The following is a 20469-nucleotide window of genomic DNA, read 5'->3' as shown; positions in this document are numbered from 1 at the left end:
CCGAAGGATCGACCATGAGCCACATCCACCACGAATGCGAGCTGGAACGCCATATCGTCGAGCAGCTGGCTGCTGCCGGCTGGTTGGTGGGCAAGTCATCTGACTATGACGCGGCGCGGGCATTGTTTCCTGAGGATGTGCTCGGCTGGCTGGACGAAAGCCAACCGCAGGCCATGGCCAAGATCCGCGCCATGAATGGTGCCGGTACAGCGGCGCTGGTGCTGGATCGGCTGGTCAAGCAACTGGAAAACAAGGTCGAAGGCGGCACGGTGAACCTGTTGCGCTACGGCTTTGCTTTCGCCGGTGGCGGCACCCTGGCCATGAGCCAGGCGCTGCCAGAAGATGCGCGCAATGACACGGTCATTGCCCGCTATGCGGCCAATCGCCTGCGCGTGGTGCCGCAGCTGCGTTATTCGCTGGATAAGGCTGACGAGCTTGACCTGGCCTTGTTTATCAACGGCATTCCGGTGGCCACAGTGGAGTTGAAAACCGACTTCACCCAGTCAGTGCAGGCCGCCATGCAGCAGTACCGCATGGATCGTAATCCCGCGCGTAAAAGCGGTGGCACGGAGCCGCTGCTGACCTTCAAGCGTGGCGCGGTGGTGCACTTCGCCATGAGTGACAGCGATATCCGCATGACCACCAAGCTGGCGGGGGACTCGACCTTCTTCCTGCCGTTCAACCGGGGTAACGATGGCGCTGCGGGTAATCCGCCTGGCGACAACGGCAGTTACCCGGTGAGCTACTTGTGGCAGCGGGTACTGCAGAAAGACAACTGGCTGCACATCTTCCACCGTTTCGTGCTGCAGGAACGCAAGGAAGCCCAGGACGTAAATGGTAAGACCTACTTCAAGGAAGGCCTGATCTTCCCGCGCTTCCATCAATGGGAAGGCGTGACCAAAATGATCGAAGCCGTTCGCGTAGAAGGGGCAGGGCAGCCGTACCTGATCCAGCACAGCGCCGGTTCGGGCAAGACCAATACCATCGCCTGGACGGCACATTCGCTGATTCGCGTGCGTCGCCCGGATGGTGAGCCGTTCTTCCATAGCGTGATCGTGGTCACCGACCGCCAGGTGCTCGACCAGCAACTGCAGGAAGCCATTCAGCAGATCGAGCATCAGGCCGGTGTGGTGTGCGCCATCGACCGCCAGCAGTCGAACCTGCCCAAAAGTCAGCAACTGGCCAAGGCCATGCTCGACGGTGTGCCGATCATTGTCTGTACCCTGCAGACCTTCCCCTATGCGCAGAAGATCATTCTCGGCGAGCAGAGCCTGCGCGACCGTCGCTTCGCCATCATCATCGACGAGGCGCACAGCTCAACTGGTGGCAGCACCGCCGACGACCTGCGTTATGTACTGACCGGGCAGAGCGAGGATGAGTGGGAAAAGTTGAGCAAAGAGCAGCGCCTGTCGGTGTGGCAGACCTCACGCGGCCGCCCCGGTAATGCCAGCTACTTCGCTTTTACCGCCACGCCCAAGCATTCGACGCTGAGTCTGTTTGGCCGTCCGCGTAAGCCGCAGCAACCGGCGAGTGTGGAAAACCCGCCAGCGCCGTTTCACCTCTACACCATGCAGCAGGCTATTGAGGAAGGATTCATCCTCGATGTGCTGAAGAACTACACAGGCTACAACGTGGCGCTCAAAATCGGCAGCGAGTTTGTCGACGATAAGCGTGTGGACGAGAAGAGCGCCCGGCGCAAACTGGCCAAGTGGTTGTCGCTTAACCCGGTGAATGTGGGGCAGAAGGTCGAGCTGATCGTCGAGCACTTCCGCAAGAACGTGGCGCACCTGCTCGGCGGTCAGGCCAAGGCCATGGTGGTGACCAGCTCGCGTGCCGCTGCGGTGAAATATCACCTGGCACTGTTGGATTACTGCCGGCGCAAGGGCTACGACAACGTGCAGGCGATGGTGGCGTTCTCCGGCGATGTGCCCAATGGCGATGTGCAGGAAAGCAGCCTGCCGGCGGATCATCAGTTTAGTGAGTTCAACCTGAACCCTGGCCTGAATGGTCGCGACATGCGTAAGGTGTTCGACACCCCGGATTACCGGGTGCTGATCGTTGCCAACAAGTACCAGACCGGTTTCGACCAACCCAAGTTGGTGGCCATGTACCTGGACAAGAAGATCTCGGGTGTTGAGGCCGTGCAGACATTGTCGCGGTTGAATCGAACCTTCCCCGGCAAGGACAAGACCTACGTCATCGACTTCGCCAACGAGACCAAGGAGATTCTGGCGGCGTTCAAGACTTTCTATCGCGATGCCCAGGTGGCGGATATTCAGGATCCGAACATCGTCTACGACATCAAGCAGCGCCTGGATGGCATGTTCATTTATGAGGCTGCCGAGATTGATGCGTTTGGCGAGGCCATCGTGGATCGCAATGTCACGCACCAGAAATTGTACTCACTGACTCAGCCGGCCACCGACCGCTTCAATGGCAAGCTGAAGACGCTCAACGATGCCATCGATCAGTGGGAAAAGGCCTGGGAAAAAGCCCATGACGAAGGCAATGAGAAAGACATGGAATACGCCGACGTGCAGCGTTCGGAATACGCCAAAGAGCGGGACGCGCTCATGGTGTTCAGTGAAAGCCTGAGCAAGTTCGTGCGCAACTACGAGTACATCGCCCAGTTGGTGGAGTTTGGCGACCCGGTGCTGGAAGCGTTTGCCAGTTATGCACGGCTGTTGCGTAAACGCCTCAAGGGCATTACGCCCGAACAGGTGGATCTGGGTGATCTCAAGCTCAGTCATTACAAAATAAAAAAGGGCGACAACCTGGGCGGCCTGCTGCCAGCCGGCGAAACGCCGCTGCTGTATGGCATCACCGACAACGGCCTGCGCGACGCCCAAGACCGGGAAAAGAAATACCTCACCGAGCTGATCGAAAAGCTCAACAACGCCCTGGGTAAAGACATCAGTGACACCGATCAGGTGGCCTTGGCCGTGCATGTGTCGGAAAAACTGCGTGCCGATGGCGTGCTGATGGCGCAGGTGCAGCACAACACCATGGAGCAGGCGATGAAGGCGGATCTGCCGGCGCGGGCGATTCAGGCCATTGCCGGGGCAATGAGTAGCCACACGAGCATGGCGACCAAACTACTCAGCGATGAGTCGACGCGGGATGTGTTCTTGACGGTGGTGTATGAGCTGCTGAAGAGGGATGCTGGGGCAGAGTTGCTGCAGGTGGCTCGCCAATGAGCGCCCCGGAGATGGTTGAAGCCCTGATGCAGGATCCGGCATTCGCGGAGCTGACTGAGTTTACTCACCAGTTTGAGCCCTTTAGGGCTATGGGGATTCATAGCAAGGAACTGGTGCATTCGCGCATCCTGGCAACGTTTCTGAATCGCGCCGGGCTCCACAACCTGGGGCCGGATTTTCTCAATCGATTCGTTATGGCACTGCTGCAGCCGCAGACGCGACTGTTCTCAGGTGAAGCGCTGGATTCAGGGGCGTTATTAGCAGTGGTTAAACCGAATGTGCACTCTCAGGTCTACCGAGAGCTGAATTGCATTGATCTGGTCATCGTCTTTCCGGCGCATCAACTGGTCATTGGCATCGAGAACAAGTTGGATGCCGGTGAGCAGGAGAAGCAGGTCGCCCGGTATCAAGCGACACTGGGTGAGCGTTTTCCTGGGTTTAAGCAGGCAATGGTCTTCTTAAGTCCAAATGGGCGAGTGCCCAAGACTGCCAATACGCAGGACGGCGTACCGGTGTATTGCATGGATTATGGGCAGATTGCTGATATCTGCAGGGCCTGCACGCGTGCGCCTGGTTTGTCTAAAAATGCAGCTGTTTTCATTGATCAATTTGTAAACCATATCGAGCTGCATATGACAGGAAGTACTCGAACTCAAGCGTTGTGCTGGGAGCTTTTTAGCAAGAACGAGGCGGCTTACAAAGAGATCGTGAGGCAACATAACAGCTGCATTGAACGTAAGGTGGTTGATGCATTTGTCGATCTGGAAGAGCGTCTAGGCAAGGAGCCTGTCCTGGGGGTTGATCCAGGCCAGCTTCAAGTTGAGCGTGAGCGATCCGCAAACGATAAGGCCGTCATCTTCTACTCCCTGCACATCAGGCAGTTGCATTGGCCCGCTGGGGTTTGGGTAAAAATCTACAAGCACAACTGGTTGGGTGTTTTCCCATTTATCCGAGAGTCGGATCTTGTTGCTTTTGAGGGGGACTTTTCCTTGCCTCTTTCCGCTGAGTCAGCCAAGCATTGGCCGGGGGTACGGTATGTGTCTTCACGGTCAGGGTTGGACGCGGCTCGCAGGGTTCTGCTTGATGGTAATGACTTCACCCAAGACGATCTGGCTATCGCTTTGGGTGTCGCGTCAACGTATGTGCAGGAAATCAATGCAGCCTTGCAAGACGTAACTAATCGGGCACCATGATAGCTTCCATAGCAGTCTACTGAATGCTCTGGAAGCCCCAGAAAACGGCCCTTTTGCCGGTTTTTTTGTACATGGCGTTCCATAGGCATCCGGGGATTTTAGGGGTATTTTTAGGGGTGCGCTCGGCTCGACAAGGCTGGTGTCCCAGAGCCGGCTACAGCCGTCGCTAGCGAAATTGGTGGTTGACCGGATGTCCGGCTCTGATGCTGGGCAAGGGATTTTGTTACAGCTTTGGGGCAGCGGCGCTGTGAATTAAATAATGATCGGTCCAGAATGCGTGGCATGAACCGCGGACGCCCAAGAAACTTCGACCCCGACCTTGTTCTGGAAAATGCCATGCAGCTTTTCTGGAGTCAGGGCTATGAGGCCACCAGCCTGCAGGATCTGCTGATAGCCACGGGGCTGTCCAAGAGCAGCCTGTACGAGAGCTTCGGCAACAAGCAGAGCCTGTTCGAGGCCGCCTTCACCCGCTATTTCAACACGCGCGCCGCGCAGATGCGTGAGCGCCTGGAGCAGGCCGATTCGCCGCTGGGCTTTATTCGCGGCTGCTTGCTGTCCGTGCTTGACGATGCGCAGCGCGGCACACCACGTGGCTGCATGCTGGTTAACGTGGCCAACGAATTCTCCACCACAGACCCTGCCGTGCAGTCCTTGATCGAGTTGGCCACACGGCGATTCCGCCAGGTATTCGAGTGCGCCTTCGAGCAGGCCCAGGCTCGCGGCGAGTTGTCGGAGAGGCAATCTCCCGTCGCCCTGGCGCTTTATATGCACTGCGCCATGAGCGGCTTACGCACCCAGGCCAAGTCCGCTATCGCTCGGAAAGATCTACTTACAGTCATCGAATTAGTGATGGTGAACGTTCGCTGAATTTTTTTGCCTTATTTTGGACTTATCAGTCCGAAAGTGAGTGACATAACCAGGAGTTCCCCATGAGCAACGCTGTTGCCTTCGACATCTATGGCACCTTGATCGATACCCAGGCCGTGCTCGCCAGGCTGACCGATCTGATCGGCGACAAGGCCCCGGCCGTCTCGCGGTCATGGCGACAGAAGCAGCTGGAGTACAGCTTTCGCCGGGGCTTGATGCATGACTACTGCGATTTCTCGGTGTGTACCCGGCAAGCCCTGGTGTTTGCCTGTCGCGAGCATGCGGTAGCGATCGGCGAAGAGGCGATCGAACTGGCCATGCAGGCCTATGCCGACCTCGATGCCTTTGCCGATGTGCCAGCGGGGTTGGAAGCGTTGCATAAGCAAGGCATGCATTTATATGCCTTCTCAAATGGCAGCCGCGCCGCTGTGCAGCGGTTGCTGGAACGGGCCGGTATTGGCCATTACTTCACATCGGTGGTGAGCGTCGAGGATGTGCGCTCATTCAAGCCGGACCCGGCTGTCTACGCCCACCTTGTGCGCAGCTGTGGCGTGCCCGCTGCTCAGCTATGCCTGGTGTCGAGCAACCCTTTCGATGTCCTCGGGGCCGCCCATGCCGGCCTGCGCAGTGCCTGGCTGCGGCGCGATCCGACCAGCCAGTTCGACCCATGGGAGAGCCAACCCGATATCACACTTGAGGGCTTTGGCGAAGTGGCTAGCCGCTTGTCAGCGGTCTACCGGCAACCCATGGCGTAAACGAGTCGCCGTAACGAATGCGCGCCTCGCGTCTCAAAAGAGCAGTATTCCAAGAGACTGAATCCTCATGCATGCCACTTTACCCCTACTCAATGCGTTGAGTTTTCCCGCGATCGCCCGAGGCCAACTGCAAGCATTGCAGGTCAATCCAGCTACCGCCCGGAAAACCTCGACTCGGTGATGTGCAAAAGTCTGGTGAGCGTCGACTGGCAGGGCTACCTGTACGACCGCGCCTTTATCAGTCGGCATCTCGGCAAACAATGATGTCCCCAAAGCCACCCGACCAACCCGGTCGTGGTGGACAACCATGGTCGGGGCACGAACTCGGTCATTACAAGGAGAAGCTGCAATGAAAATCTGGACCCTGATGCTACTGCGCGTATCGCTGGGCTGGCTGCTGGTCATCTGGGGCGCCGACAAGGTGTTCAACGTCGAGCACGGCATGGCAGTGGCCAACAAGTTCTACTTCGGCTTTCTCGCAATCGAGAGCGCGCTGCAGGTGGCGGGTGTGCTGCAAATACTCATTGGTTTGGCTGTGGTCGTTGGTTTTGCGCGGCGTTGGGTCTACCCAGCGCAGGTGCTCTTAAACGCGGCCTCACTCCTTGCCGTGCTGCAGTCGGTAATCGATCCATGGAGTTGGGTCTTGGCAGGCAGCAATGCGCTGTTCTACCCCTCGCTAATCATCTTCGCGGCCAGCTTGCTGCTGATTGCTTATCGCGATGAAGACACGTTGGTATTGGCTAAATACTAAGAGCGGGTGAAAAGACCCACGCCTACTGCGGCTTTCTTGCGAATGCTGTGCTGGGATACGACGGTGCTCGATATATGCACAATCTTTGCACCGATGCGCAGTCGCAGCCTTATCGCATTACCGCCTGTTTACCCGAGGGTGCGATGGGCCTGAGCATGAGCGATCCGCAGGTGCAGGCCTTGCTCGATAACCGCGAACTGGCCCGCCTCGACGATGAGGCCGAGGTGCCAGAGTTATTGGCCCACTGGCAGCGTTATAGCCATGGGGCTGCTGCTAGCCGAAGACGTTCTCGCGGAAGCAGTGTTGGATGTGCACCATGTCGTCAGCTTGTGCCAGCAGCGCTTGCAGGCAGTCGGGGTCGAACATGGTGCCGGAGCGCTCACTCATCCAGGCAAAGGCGTCTTCATTGCTCCAGGCTGATTTATAAGGGCGGTCGCTGGTCAGGGCATCGAACACATCGGATACCGTGACAATGCGCGACTCCAGCGGAATGGCCTCACCGGCCAGACCGTCTGGGTAGCCGCTGCCGTCGTAGAGCTCATGATGGTGCAAGACGATGTTGCGCAGCATCTCTACCTGGCTGACGCTGGCCAGGCCGAAATTGGCCAGCAGCTGATCAATCAGCTCCAGGCCTGCGCGCGAGTGATGACGCATGATGCGTTGTTCGTCGTCGTCCAGGCGGCCTGGTTTGAGCAGTACGCGGTCGGGAATGGTGATTTTGCCGAGGTCGTGCAACGGGGCGAACAGGTAAACGTGCTCTACAAAACTGTCGTCCAGGCCGCGTTGGTCGGCCAGCTTTTGCGCGATCAGCCGCGAGTAGCGCGACATGCGGTCAAGGTGGTTGCCGGTTTCCGGGTCGCGGGCATGGGTCAGGGTCATGGCGGACTTAAGTGTGGCCAGTAAGGTGCGCACGCTGGAGCGTTCGTTGTAGACCATCAGGCTGGCCAAGTGGCCGAGTACATCCAGTTCGTTCAGCAACATGCCCTGGAACAGATTAGGCGTGCGCGCGTTGAAAAACACGAAGCCAAAAAAGTAGCCATTCACACACATCGGCAGGGTGTAGCTGGCGCGGTAGCCAGCATCGAGCAGGGCTCTGACATGAAGCTTCTGACTATTTTGCAGCACGCTAAAGTCGTTAATGATGCGCGGTGTCTGGCTGGCTGCCACGGTCTGCAGCCAGGTGGTTTGACTTAGGCGGGCGTGGTAGAGCGGCAAGGGATTGGGCTGGTTTTCTACGGCAACAAAGGTTTTCACCCAATCACTGCCGTGGTCATAGAGCGCCACGGCCAAGCGCTCCACCTCCGGGTATTTGTGCTGCAGGGTTTGCAGCAGGTAACCGAGCTTGAGCTGCAGCGGGCCTTGTTCTTGCAAATCGTGCAAGTGCGACATCCGGTTTCTCCCCCAGCAGATCATTAATTGCTTTTGTGGGGTGAGATTAGTCTTATTTGTCGCCTTAGTCAGGCATCACCGATGCCGATTGGCTTGCGGTTCTTGGCGTAACTCCCGAGGATTTAGCCGCGGAATGGTCATGCAGGCCAGCCAAAACAGGTTGTCAGGTGCGGTGGTTTGCAAGGCAGTTGTCGGTGTGCCATGAAGGCAAAAAATCGGGTGGATGCCTGCCATGCTGTCTCTGTGGTGAAGGGACCAGGAGCGAAGGCGTGGTCTTATTCGGCCGGATGATGAGCTCAACTGTGCCGCAAGATGATCTTCGTCAGATGGCAAAAACCTTCGAAATACCCACGTGAATTATCTGGAAGGCCTGGACGCGTTGGCTGCGAACAATGCTGCGCCTGGTCTGAGCAAGGCAAGCGATATGGCCTTGGGTTCCACGTCTTACGCCCAGTATGCCGTCACGCCTGGCGTTAATAGATGTGCGGCGACGCGCTTGCCTCGCGGGTTTCGACCCACCGCAAGCCCCGATCATTTTGAGTTCATCCAGCCGCTTGTGGTTGCTGTCCGGAGGACGGGCAGGGGAATCATGCCTGGACGGGCCAGGCTTGAGCGGGTAGGGTTATTGCCACCGCATCGACATATTGAGCACTTTTCAGTGCTCCCAATGTCTGCGTTCGTCTATCCGCTTTACCACGGCGTTTCTAGCGTCCGACTCCTGCACGACGAGTGCTGCCAATCGCAGCCTTCACCTCGCTACAGACATTCCTAGAAAGATGTTCTGTTTTTGCTTACGTCCTGCGGTGGCCGCTCCGTACTCGGAATTCTGGCCCCTGCGAAGGATGATTGGGCTGCATAGCTCATGGGTATCCAATGAACGAAGAAAGTTTCTATCAGTTCTCGACACTGACCGTACTCGCCTTGCTGATCGCCTTTTACGGCGGCACTTATTTGCTGACCTTACTGATCAAGAAGAAAAAGGAAAATACCGACGCCTTCATGGTGTCCAATCATCAGATCGGCTTTGGTCTTGGCGCTGCCAGCATGACCGCCACCTGGATTTGGGCGGCCTCGTTCTACGGTGCCGCCACCTCGGCCTACACCTACGGCATTTCCGGCCCCCTGCATTACGGGTTGTGGGGCGCCTTGATGATTCTATTCATCTATCCCTTTGGTCGCCGCTTCCGTGAACTCGCACCCAATGCGCATACGCTGGGCGAGTTGATTCATGCCCGACACGGCTCCTCCAGCCAGCTGATTCTGGCGTCCTCCAATATCCTGGGCAGCATCATCAGCCTGATGGTCAACTTTACGGCTTCGGGCGCGCTGGTCTCGGTGCTCTCGCCATTGTCCTTCCAGGCCGGGGTCGCAATCGCCGGGGCTGGGGTGCTGTCCTACACGCTGTGGTCGGGCTTTCGCGCCTCCGTACTGACGGACTTTGCCCAGCTGATGGCCATGATGGCGGTCGCCATTCTGATTATTCCGGCGGTGCTGTTTGCTCTTGGTGGACCGGGGGTTCTCGCAGACGGTATGAGCCTGCTCACAGCTGAACAGGCAAACCTGTTCTCGATGGACGCCATCCTCAACCAGGGCGCTCCGTTCTTTGTCGCTGTGCTGGCTTATGCGATTGGCAACCAGACGATTTCCCAGCGGCTGTTTGCGGTGCGTGAAGACCACATCAAGCCGACCTTTATCACCGCGACCATTGGCTACGGTGCGATTGTCATCGGGCTGGGGATGATTGGCCTGATGGCCCTGATGACGGGCATGGAGCCAATCGATGGCGATATGAACAACCTGATCCCGCAAATGGTCTCGATGTATCTGCCACCGGTATTTATCGGGCTGTTCTTCATCCTGGTGATCGGCTCGCTGTCCTCGACCGCCGACTCGGACCTGTCCGCCATGTCAGCAATTGTCATGGCTGATGTGTACGGCAAAAATATCGCCAAAAACAAACCAGACCCGACCAAGATGCTGTTTATCGGCAGGCTGACCATGATCGCCGCTACGCTGATCGGGGTAATCCTCGCCAGCTTCTCGATGGACATTCTGATCATGCTGGTGTTTGTCGGCGCACTCTGGGGCGCGATTGTGTTTCCGGTGATCGCCAGCTGTTTCTGGAGTCGGGTGACCAACGCGGCCTTTACCTCGGCGGTGATCGCCGGCTTGCTGATGTTCTGTATTGCCCGCTTTGAATTGCTGCCAATGATCAGCGTGATCGCCGTGCTATTCGAGTTGCTGGCTGCGGTAGGTGGCGGCGTGGTGCTTGGCCTGATGGCCTTCGGGTTCTGCGGTCGTCGTGTCGGCTTGCTGGTCGGCACCGTCTGCGCCATTGCCCTGGCATTCTTCGTCGTCGGTTTCCTGCGCGACTACACCGTGCTGTTGGCCTCCCTGATGGCTTATGGCGTCAGCACCATCGTCTGTGTCGCTATCAGCCTGCTGAGTTCGAGCGAATTTGACTTCGCGCAGATTGATCAAAAAGTCATCAACTACGATCCGGTCAAGCCTCAGGCTTAGGCATGAGCTGAACTCACACCCGCTGGTGCGCCATGGCGCGCCAGCCAAACAAGGGGAAGGAACATGCACGTATCTATATTGGCGTTATATGTACTGATCTGGCCGCTGATATCCCTCGTTGTACTGGTGGTCATTGGCGTGGCCACAGTGAAGGATATTCGAGTCGGCCGGCGCGAGAAGCGCGAACTGGTGTGAAATAGCCACGAACAGTGGCTTCCACCGTCACGGGAATGTCGGGAGTGACTGCCACCTCTGCCATCGACCATCCTGAACAGGATTGTGCCGCGATCTATACCCGCCCGCTTGACGCGCGGCCGTTGCTGCACGCACAGATAGGCGCGTTGCAGTCTTCTATACGACCTGTTGTGCAGGCTCTCGCCACTTCCGGGAGGCTTGCGCCGAGGATTTTTTATCTGATCGGCTACAGCGACTAGCGAGCGGCATGGATCTTGGTATGTCGGGGTGACCCGGTGGTGTGCATCCTGGTCGAGCGCGACGTCATTGCTGCGCGGTTAGCCTTGCAGTAATTGAAAATTGCACTGGCCACACCGCGCACTGGCGGTATTATGCTGGCCGGTGTCGCATATCGGTGCGCGTGCGGGTTGAGTGCACCAACGGCAAGCGCTCTGCTGGCCATAATGGGGCGTACAGCAAGGCTTATGCGGCATATCGTGCGGCATGAATTCTGCAAACTGCCGATGAGTTCGTTTTCAGTGGGACGGTAGGACGAGGTCCACCGTAGCGCGTCATTCTTCATGGAAGGCAACGTCAATGGCCATACGTATCGCGCTGCATCACAAGACCATTTATCACTACGATCGCCAGGTTGGCCTGTCGCCCCATGAGGTGCGCCTGCGTCCGGCGCCCCACGCGCGCACGCCGATATTGTCTTACTCATTGAGTGTGACCCCGCAAAAGCACTTCATCAATTGGCAGCAAGACCCTTACGGCAACTACATCGGACGTTTTGTTTTTCCGGAAAAGTCCGCGACCCTGGAGTTCACTGTCGACCTGGTGGCCGACATGACGGTGATCAATCCGTTCGACTTCTTTGTCGAGAAGTACGCCGAGCAGTTCCCCTTCAGTTATCCGGCGCAATTGAGCGATGAGCTGGCAGCCTACTTGAAGGTTGAAGAGCCTGGCCCCTTGCTGGGCAAGTGGATGGAGGCAGCCCGCAGCGAGATGCTTGGCAAGGCGCAACCAATCAATAACTTTCTGGTGGCCATCAACCAGCGTCTGCAAGCAGATATCGCCTACCTGTTGCGCATGGAGCCAGGTGTACAAACGCCTGAGGAAACCCTTGAGAAACGCTCGGGCTCATGCCGCGACAGCGCCTGGTTGCTGGTGCAAATTCTCCGCGAACTGGGCTTGGCCGCGCGTTTTGTCTCCGGCTACCTGATTCAGTTACGGGCCGACCAGGAAGCACTCGATGGGCCGAGCGGGGCGGAAGTCGACTTCACCGACCTGCACGCCTGGACCGAGGTGTATATCCCGGGTGCTGGCTGGATTGGCCTTGATCCGACCTCGGGCATGCTTGCCAGCGAAGGGCATATTCCCCTGGCCTGTACTGCGCTGCCATCGTCAGCGGCGCCGATAAGCGGCTATACCGACAAAGCCGAAGTGACCTTCGAGCATGAAATGACCATCACCCGCATCCATGAGGATCCGCGGGTAACCAAGCCTTATTCGGAAGCAGACTGGCAAAAAATCGATCAGCTCGGTCAGCAGGTCGATGCCGACTTGAAACGCCAGGATGTGCGCCTCACCCAAGGTGGCGAGCCAACCTTCGTATCCATCGACGACATGGATGGCGCGCAATGGAATACCGAAGCCCATGGCGAGCAGAAACGCGAGCTGGCCGGGGAGTTGATGCATCGCCTGAAAAACCACTTCGCGCCAGGCGGCATGCTGCATTACGGCCAAGGTAAGTGGTATCCGGGCGAACCGCTGCCGCGCTGGGCCTTGAATATTTTCTGGCGCGTCGATGGTCTGCCGATGTGGCTCGATGCGACGCTATTTTCTGCCGATGACCACAGCGAAGGCTATGGCCCCGAAGAAGCCAAGCGCTTTACCGCCGAGCTGGTGAAAATTCTCGGCTTGCCAGCCAACTGCCCAATCCCTGCCTATGAGGACGTGGTGCAGCAAGTCCATCTTGAGCAAGGGTTGCCGAATAACCTCGACCCACTGCAGCTGGATCTCAAGGCCCCCGAGGCCCGGCAGCGTCTGGCCCGGCTGCTGGAGCAAGGCCTGGGCGAAGTGGTTGGCTATGTACTGCCGCTGTCGACCAAGGCACTCGACCCGACTATCGCCCTGGGAGTTGCCTGGCGCACCTGCCCATGGCCGCTCAAGCGTGAACACCTGTATCTGATCGAAGGCGACTCGCCGATGGGCCTGCGTTTGCCGCTGAACGCGCTGCCGTGGGTCATGCCGGAAGACATGCCGCAGAGCTTCGATGTAGATCCCTTCGCACCGCGCGAGGCATTGGCTAACGCTGCTCCTGCCGTGGATCCAGCGCCCGCCAAAACGGATAAGCGCCCGACGCTGAGCCGCAAGAATGCCGCCAGCATCGCCGCAGACAGCACGATCGAGCCGCGCGATGTGATTCATACCGCGCTCTGCGTGCAGGTGAGGGAAGGGCGCTTGCATGTCTTCATGCCGCCGCTCAAGCGTATTGAGGATTATCTGGCGCTGGTAACGGCCATCGAGCATACCGCTACCAAGCTGAAGCTGAAGCTGCGTATTGAGGGCTATCAGCCGCCGCGCGACCCACGGATCAAGTTGCTCAGCGTCACTCCGGATCCGGGCGTGATTGAAGTGAACATCCACCCTGCGGCCAGCTGGAATGAGCTGGTCTACAACATGTCGACCCTCTATCAGGAAGCTCGCCTGACGCGTTTGGGGACCGAAAAATTCATGCATGACGGTCGCCATACCGGTACCGGTGGCGGCAACCATGCAACCTTGGGCGGCGCGACCGCTGAAGACAGCCCGATGCTGCGCCGCCCGGACCTGCTAAAAAGCCTGATCACTTACTGGCAGAACCACCCGGCGCTGTCCTACCTGTTCTCCGGCACGTTTATTGGCCCTACCAGCCAGGCGCCACGGGTCGATGAGGCGCGTGACGATAACCTCTATGAGCTGTCGATTGCCTTTCAGCAGATGGATCAGATCCTGCCGACGATGCAGCCTGGTGATAAGCCGTGGATGGTTGACCGTTTGCTGCGCAATCTGCTGGTCGATCTGACTGGTAATACCCATCGCTCCGAGTTCTCCATCGACAAGCTGTATTCACCCGATGGCCCGACGGGCCGGCTCGGCCTGGTCGAATTCCGCGCCTTCGAGATGCCGCCGCATGAGCGCATGAGTCTGTTGCAGATGCTGTTGTTGCGCGCACTGGTCGCGCGCTTCTGGCGCGAGCCGTATCAGGCCAAGCTGGTTAACTGGGGCACTGCGCTGCACGACCGCTGGATGCTGCCGCACTTCGTCGCCCAGGATATTCGCGACGTGGTCAAGGATTTGCGCGCAGCAGGCTATGCCTTTGAGGAACATTGGTTCGAACCCTTTGTCGAGTTCCGCTTCCCACGGTTTGGTACCGTGGTATACGAGGGCGTCGAGATGGAGCTGCGTCAGGCCATCGAACCCTGGAATGTCCTGGGTGAGGAAATGAGCGCTGGCGGTACGGCCCGCTACGTCGATTCTTCGGTGGAACGTATGCAGTTATTGGTGCGTGGCCTGACCGATGGCCGCCACGAGATCGCCTGTAACGGTCGCCGTCTGCCGCTGCACCCGACCGGTGTGCCGGGTGAGTACGTTGCCGGGGTGCGTTTCCGCGCTTGGAGCCCTTGGTCTGCGTTGCACCCGACGATCAAAGTGCAGGCGCCGCTGACGTTTGATCTGGTTGATAATTGGAGCGGTCGCGCTATCGGCGGCTGTACCTATCATGTGGTGCATCCGGGCGGTCGTAGTGAGGAGAGTTCGCCAGTGAATGCCAATGCAGCTGAAGCACGGCGCTTTGCCCGTTTCTGGGCCCACGGGCATACTCCCGGACCAATGCGCGTGTACAAGGAAGAACTCAATCCGAGCTTCCCGATGACGCTCGATTTACGCTGGCAGCCCTATTAAGCCTGGGAGCCCTCCAGTGCTTCATTTGCGAGCAAAAGAACTGAGCCAATGCTGAAAAAACTACTCGCCGAGTATCGCGCCGCACCCAACAGTTTCGACGAATTGCTCGATGCGGCTAAACAGCCGCGCGAGCACTGGCGCGCCATGCTCGGCAGCTTGGCCAAAGAGTCGCCGCAGGTCATGCGTCAGCGCCTGGAGTCGGTTGAAAGTCAGATCCGTGAAAACGGTGTGACCTACAACGTCTATGCCGATACCAAAGGCATGCAGCGCCCCTGGGATTTGAACTTGCTGCCGCTGATCCTGCCCCATGACGAATGGGCGGGCATCGAAGCTGCGGTGGTTCAGCGTGCAACCTTGCTGAACCGGATACTCGGCGACGTGTACGGCGAGCAGCGCATGCTCCAGGAAGGTTTACTGCCACCTGCATTGGTTCATGGCCATGCAGGCTTCCTGCGTCCGGCCCACGGCATTCGGCATATTGACAACCTGGCCTTGCATTTTTACGCGGTTGATCTGGCGCGCGCGCCCAATGGTCAGTGGTGGGTGGTGGCCGATCGTACCCAGGCGCCCTCGGGTGCCGGTTATGCACTGGAAAACCGTGCAGTGATCGCACGGACGTTCCCGGATCAGTTGCGCGACCTAAACGTGCAGGATCTAGCCGGCTTTTTCAGCAGCATGCGTGACAGCCTGGCCCATTGGGGCCGGCAGTGCGCCGCCAATGGTGGGGTGCCGTTGCGTGGCAGCGAATCACCGTTGATTGTGCTGCTCACCCCGGGTCCCTACAACGAGACCTATTACGAACAAGCCTACCTGGCGCGTTATCTCGGTTTGCCGCTGGTAGAGGGCAGCGATCTCACGGTGCGCGGCGGTATCGTCTGGCTGAAAACCTTGTCCGGCTTGCAACGCGTGCATGTGATCATGCGCCGGGTCGACGATGATTTCTGTGATCCGCTGGAGCTGCGCACCGAATCGGCACTGGGCGTAACTGGGTTGACTGAGGCTGCTCGTCTCGGCAACGTGCTGATCGCCAATAGTCTTGGCTCCAGTCTTCTGGAGTCCGGCGCACTGCTGGGCTTCTTGCCGGCGCTCTGCAAACGCCTGCTCGGCGAGTCATTGCAGATGCCCTCCGTAGCAACCTGGTGGTGTGGCGAACCGGCGGCGCTTGAGCAAGTGCTGGCTAATCTCGACCAGCTGGTGATCAAGTCGAGCTTTCCGCAATTGCGCCAACTGTCGATGTTTGGTCAGGACCTCAGCGGCGAAGCGCGCGCGACGCTAATCGCCAAGATGCGCGCCAATCCCCGCAACTATGTCGCCCAGGAACTGGTGCGCTTGTCGCAGTCGCCTGTATGGAAGGCCAGCGCGCCAGCCGGGTTGAGTGCCTGCGCTGTCGGTCTGCGGGTGTACGCCTGTGCCACACCGAACGGCTACGTGGTGATGCCCGGCGGGTTGACCCGGGTTGCCACCGGGCCAGATTCACGCGTTATCGCCATGCAGCGCGGCGGCAGCAGTAAAGACACCTGGGTGCAAGCCCGTGCGCACGCGACGACTCACCGACCGCCTACGCGTACCACTACCAGTAAAGACTTGATTCGCGACGATACACACCTGTCCAGTCGCATGGCTGAAAACCTGTTCTGGCTGGGACGAAACACTGAACGCTGTGACAATATCGCGCGACTGATGCGTGTCACGCTGCATGTGCTGCTGAATGTCAGCCCGCAGGAGCGTGGCGCGGAGTGGTCCACGGTAAAGGGGCTATGCGCCTGGTTTCAGCTGATCGAGACCCCAGACAAAGATGCCCTCGCGCAGCAAAGCCAGGGCTTGGGGCAAACGCAAAGCCAGCAACAAAGCGCGCCACCAGTGGTGCGCTGGAGCGATGCGCGCATCGAGACAGCTTTGTTGCTGGCTGTTGTGTCGCCCAGCGTGCCCGGTCTCGCCAGTCAGCAGCAGCAGCTTTACAACACCGCCAGCCAGTTGCGTGAACGTTTGTCTGCGGATAATTGGCGTGCGCTTAATCGCATGCTGCAGCGCAGCGGCAACAGCGATGCACGGCTGACACCCTCAGAGGCCATGAGCGTTCTTGATGACGCCGCCGCGTCATTGATGACCCTGTCCGGTTTCGCCCTGGATGGCATGACCCGCGATCTGGGTTGGAGCTTTCTGTCTATTGGCCGACGCCTGGAGCGTTTGCAGTTCCAGACGCTGGTACTGCAGCGCGCATTGGCGATGGAGACAGACGGAGGCCTGGACTGGCTACTGGAGTTATCCGACAGTATCGTCACTTATCGCTCTCGTTATCGGGCGCAGTCCGAATGGTTACCGGTGCTGGATTTGTTACTGCTCGACAGCAGCAATCCACGCTCGGTGCTGTTCCAAATAGCCGGGATTTTGAAAAGCCTGGCCAAGTTGGCGCTCACTTACGGTAGCTGTGGCGAGACACTGTTACTGCCGCTGAAAACCGCATTGCTGGCACTCGATCCCGATGAAGACCTGTATTGCGCCAATCCAGCCCTTATCAGCCTGTTGCAGCGTATCAACCATGCGAGCGTGGAATTGTCGCAGCAGATCAGTGCGCGTTTCTTCAGCTACACAGCCAGCGAACACCAGGGTAAGGGCGCCGTATGAGCAATATCCCCGCTGCTAATTCTGGCCCCGTGCGCTACCGCGTGGTGCATGAAACCCACTACACCTATCAGTTCCCGGTGACGCTCTCGCAGCAATACCTGCACCTGACACCGCGCTCTTTTGCATATCAGCAGACCGAGTCGCAGGCTATCTGGGTTGATCCGCAGCAAGAACATCTCCTCGATGCGCTGGATTATTTTGGCAATCACACGCGCAACATCACCATCACCGAGTCGCACAAGGAGCTGCTGGTGCATGCCGAGTCGACCGTGCTGCTGCATCCGCGGCCGGGTCTTGGGCAGATAAAAGGCAGCATGCCCTGGGAAGCACTGGCGCAGATGCTGCAACAGATACGTAACCCGGCGACTCTTGAAGCAGTGCGCTATCTCTATGACTCACCCCACATCCAGTGCGGTTCAGCGCTGGCGCATTATGCCCGCGACAGTTTCAGCCCTGGCCGGCCATTGCTGGATGCCGCACTGGATCTTACTCAGCGCATTTTTGACGATTTTGAATTCGACGATACTGCCACCGAGATTTCTACCCCACTGGCTGAGGTCCTCAAAGGCCGGCGCGGCGTTTGCCAGGACTTTGCCCAGTTGATGATTGGTTGCCTGCGCAGTCTTGGCCTGTCGGCGCGCTACGTCAGTGGTTACATCCTTACCCATCCGCCGGCTGGGCAGCCGCGGATGATCGGCGCCGATGCGTCACATGCCTGGGTTTCGGTATTCTGTCCGCAGCTTGGCTGGGTCGACTTCGATCCGACCAACCGCTGCCTGGTGCAGACTGAGCACATTACCCTGGGCTGGGGACGTGATTTCAGTGATGTAACGCCCCTGCGTGGTGTGGTGCTAGGCGGCGGCGAACAAGAACTACAGGTGCGTGTGACGGTGATCCCTGCCAGCGAAGAGCTGGCAATAAATTCGCCAGCTGTACACGCATGACGCGTGCGCCAGGCGCAGTGACGAGCACTGTGCCTGGCGTTCACTGCTGACGGCTATTGCTGTTGTACCTGGAGCATTGGCAAGGCTTCTACTTCCACCTCGACATGCGCATGCATCTGCTCGGTGCCACCGCCACGGCGCATGCCGCGCACCGGGCAAGCGTCCAGGTAATCGCGGCCCACCGCCAGCTTTAAATGGCGCTCCGGCTTGGCCAGGCAATTGGTCACATCAAAGCTGTACCAAGCGCCATCCAGCCAGGCCTCGGCCCAGGCGTGGCTAGCCAGATGATCGTCGCTGTCGGTGTATAAATAGCCGGACGCATAGCGCGCAGGGATACCCAGGCTGCGCGCGCAGGCGAGAAAGGCATGGGCATGATCCTGGCAAACACCCTGCTGGCCGGCGAAGGCTTCTGCGGCGCTGGTTTCCACCGCAGTACTGCCGGTCAGGTAACTGATGTGGCCATTCAGGCCATGCATCAAGTCGATCAAGGCATTGCGGTCGCGTCGCTGCTTGCAGTGCTGCAGGGCGAACTCGCGCAAGGCCGCATCTGCCTCGGTCAGGCGGGTGAAGCGCATGAACGGTAACGCCGAGCGGCTATCGTGCTCGGATTCACACTGCCCGTCTATTTCGACCAGGCCACGGGCGCCAATGACGATGGATTCGTGGGGCTCATCCATCGTCAGCACATGCAGGATATTGCCGTAGGGGTCGAGTTGGGCGCGCACCGGCCGCGGCAGGTTGAGCTGCCAGTTGAGGACGCGCTGACGCTCACTGTCGTGCGGAGTCAGGCGCAGGTACTGAATGCTGGTGCGCACCTGCTTTTCGTAGCGGTAGGTGGTGTCGTGGCTGATGGACAGTCTCATGCGACCTCCAGATAAGAACTTTGAATGGCTTGGCCCAAGTCGCGCACCAGCAGGATAAGGTCGGTGAGCCAGGCATGCAGGCCTTCATCAAGCACTTCGTCGATGCTGGTGTAGCGCAGGCGGGCTTCCAGTTCGGCCGCCAGGCGCTGGGCCGGACGACCGTTCTCACCCGGCAGGCTGGCGAGCATCAGGTGCAGTTCATCCACGCAGGCGCGCAGGGAACGCGGAATGTCAGGGCGCAACAGCAACAGCTCGGAGACCTTGCGCGTGCCCGGCGAGCCACGATAGATCTCGGCAAAAGCCTCGAACGAGGACAGTGCGCGCAGCAATGCGCTCCACTGGTAGTAGCTACGTGCGGGGCGGCCGTCGACCTCGTCGATGTCCTCGCCAAGCATCTCGTAGCGCGCATCGAGCAGGCGCAGGGTGTTGTCGGCACGCTCGATAAAGGTGCCCAGGCGAATGAAACGGTACGGATCGCCGCGCATGATGGTGCCAGAGGTGGCACCGTGGAACAGGTGCGAGCGCTCCTTGACCCATTCGCAGAAGCGGCTGATGCCGTAGCGCCCCAGCCCTTGCTCGGCAATGCCGCGAATTTCCAGCCAGGTGGCGTTGATGTTTTCCCACATGTCGGCAGTGATGCGTCCACGCACGCCATGGGCATTACTGCGTGCCGCGCCCAGGCAGCTGTAAATGCTCGCCGGGTTTTCGGCATCCAGGGCAAAGAAGTGCAGCATGCGCTCGCCGTGCAACTGGCCATGGCGCGCCATGTATTCCTCAAGCGTGCCGGTGATGAGCAGTGGCATGGCCAGCTCTTCCAAGCCATCGCCACGGCCGTCTTGCGGCATCAGCGACAGCGAATAGCTGACATCGAGCATGCGCGCGAGGTTTTCCGCGCGCTCCAGATAACGCGACATCCAGTACAGATCGGAGGCAGTTCTACTCAGCATTTTTCAAGTCCTCCACGATCCAGGTATCTTTGGTTCCGCCGCCTTGCGACGAGTTGACCACCAGCGAGCCTTCGCGCAGCGCGACCCGAGTCAGGCCGCCCGGCACCAGGCGCACTTCGCGACCCGACAGGACGAACGGTCGCAGGTCGATGTGCCGCGGCGCAATGCCATTCTCGACAAAGGTCGGGCAGGTCGACAGGCACAGGGTCGGCTGGGCGATATAGGCTTGCGGCCTGGCCAGCAGGCGGGCGCGAAAGTCTTCGATCTCGGCCTTGCTCGCGGCCGGGCCAACCAGC

15 protein-coding genes are annotated in these 20469 nt (G+C 58.9%); 11 read left to right on the top strand and 4 right to left on the bottom strand.

Features of this window, described 5'->3' with window-relative positions:
* The first annotated feature begins 14 nt into the window (after positions 1 to 14).
* From Q8K09_RS17160 to Q8K09_RS17135, 6 genes are all read left to right on the top strand, one after another.
* On the top strand, positions 15 to 3197 hold the full coding sequence (locus Q8K09_RS17160; protein ID WP_305256207.1) for a type I restriction endonuclease subunit R: 3183 nt from the start codon (positions 15 to 17) through the stop codon (positions 3195 to 3197).
* Positions 3194 to 4390, top strand: a complete 1197-nt coding sequence (locus Q8K09_RS17155; protein ID WP_305256206.1) for a PD-(D/E)XK nuclease family protein — start codon at positions 3194 to 3196, stop codon at positions 4388 to 4390. Before Q8K09_RS17160 ends, Q8K09_RS17155 begins: the two co-directional genes overlap by 4 nt.
* 336 nt (positions 4391 to 4726) lie before the next feature.
* On the top strand, positions 4727 to 5257 hold the full coding sequence (locus Q8K09_RS17150; RefSeq protein ID WP_305256205.1) for a TetR/AcrR family transcriptional regulator: 531 nt from the start codon (positions 4727 to 4729) through the stop codon (positions 5255 to 5257).
* 62 nt (positions 5258 to 5319) lie between these two features.
* A complete protein-coding gene (locus Q8K09_RS17145) occupies positions 5320 to 6012 on the top strand; it encodes a haloacid dehalogenase type II (RefSeq protein WP_305256204.1) in 693 nt (230 codons plus the stop codon).
* 57 nt (positions 6013 to 6069) lie between these two features.
* Positions 6070 to 6276 carry a DUF3641 domain-containing protein gene (locus Q8K09_RS21355; protein WP_370869559.1) on the top strand — a complete coding sequence of 69 codons (207 nt, stop codon included), beginning with the start codon at positions 6070 to 6072 and terminating at the stop codon, positions 6274 to 6276.
* An 85-nt stretch (positions 6277 to 6361) separates the two neighbouring features.
* Positions 6362 to 6763 (top strand): DoxX family membrane protein, encoded by a 402-nt coding sequence (locus tag Q8K09_RS17135; RefSeq protein ID WP_305256203.1) that lies wholly within the window; start codon positions 6362 to 6364, stop codon positions 6761 to 6763.
* 273 nt (positions 6764 to 7036) lie between these two features.
* Here Q8K09_RS17135 and Q8K09_RS17130 read toward each other — a convergent pair whose 3' ends face one another.
* Positions 7037 to 8152: an HD-GYP domain-containing protein gene (locus Q8K09_RS17130; RefSeq protein ID WP_305256202.1), complete on the bottom strand. Its 1116-nt coding sequence runs from the start codon at positions 8150 to 8152 to the stop codon at positions 7037 to 7039.
* 873 nt (positions 8153 to 9025) lie between these two features.
* Here Q8K09_RS17130 and Q8K09_RS17125 point away from each other — a divergent pair.
* From Q8K09_RS17125 to Q8K09_RS17105, 5 genes are all read left to right on the top strand, one after another.
* Complete coding sequence (locus tag Q8K09_RS17125) at positions 9026 to 10672, top strand: sodium:solute symporter family protein (RefSeq protein WP_305256201.1); 1647 nt, start codon at positions 9026 to 9028, stop codon at positions 10670 to 10672.
* Positions 10673 to 10735: 63 nt separating this feature from the next.
* Entirely contained in the window at positions 10736 to 10867 is a 132-nt protein-coding gene (locus tag Q8K09_RS17120) for a putative transporter small subunit (RefSeq protein ID WP_305256200.1), read from the top strand.
* Positions 10868 to 11443: 576 nt separating this feature from the next.
* Entirely contained in the window at positions 11444 to 14794 is a 3351-nt protein-coding gene (locus Q8K09_RS17115; protein WP_305256199.1) for a DUF2126 domain-containing protein, read from the top strand.
* Between the two features lie 48 nt (positions 14795 to 14842).
* Positions 14843 to 17419: a circularly permuted type 2 ATP-grasp protein gene (locus Q8K09_RS17110; protein WP_305256198.1), complete on the top strand. Its 2577-nt coding sequence runs from the start codon at positions 14843 to 14845 to the stop codon at positions 17417 to 17419.
* Positions 17416 to 18363 carry a transglutaminase family protein gene (locus Q8K09_RS17105; RefSeq protein WP_305256197.1) on the top strand — a complete coding sequence of 316 codons (948 nt, stop codon included), beginning with the start codon at positions 17416 to 17418 and terminating at the stop codon, positions 18361 to 18363. Before Q8K09_RS17110 ends, Q8K09_RS17105 begins: the two co-directional genes overlap by 4 nt.
* A gap of 53 nt (positions 18364 to 18416) precedes the next feature.
* Here Q8K09_RS17105 and Q8K09_RS17100 read toward each other — a convergent pair whose 3' ends face one another.
* From Q8K09_RS17100 to Q8K09_RS17090, 3 genes are all read right to left on the bottom strand, one after another.
* Positions 18417 to 19226 (bottom strand): transglutaminase family protein, encoded by an 810-nt coding sequence (locus tag Q8K09_RS17100; protein ID WP_305256196.1) that lies wholly within the window; start codon positions 19224 to 19226, stop codon positions 18417 to 18419.
* Positions 19223 to 20173: an alpha-E domain-containing protein gene (locus Q8K09_RS17095; protein ID WP_305256195.1), complete on the bottom strand. Its 951-nt coding sequence runs from the start codon at positions 20171 to 20173 to the stop codon at positions 19223 to 19225. The genes Q8K09_RS17100 and Q8K09_RS17095 overlap by 4 nt, the downstream gene beginning before the upstream one ends.
* A partial coding sequence (locus tag Q8K09_RS17090; protein WP_305256194.1) for a circularly permuted type 2 ATP-grasp protein occupies positions 20163 to 20469 on the bottom strand: 307 nt, incomplete at its 5' end. The genes Q8K09_RS17095 and Q8K09_RS17090, both read right to left, overlap by 11 nt.

It is taken from the genome of Pseudomonas sp., assembly GCF_030683065.1.
Lineage (GTDB): Bacteria > Pseudomonadota > Gammaproteobacteria > Pseudomonadales > Pseudomonadaceae > Aquipseudomonas.
Note: the sequence above shows the minus strand (reverse complement) of the source record. Positions and strands in the feature narration are given on the sequence as shown.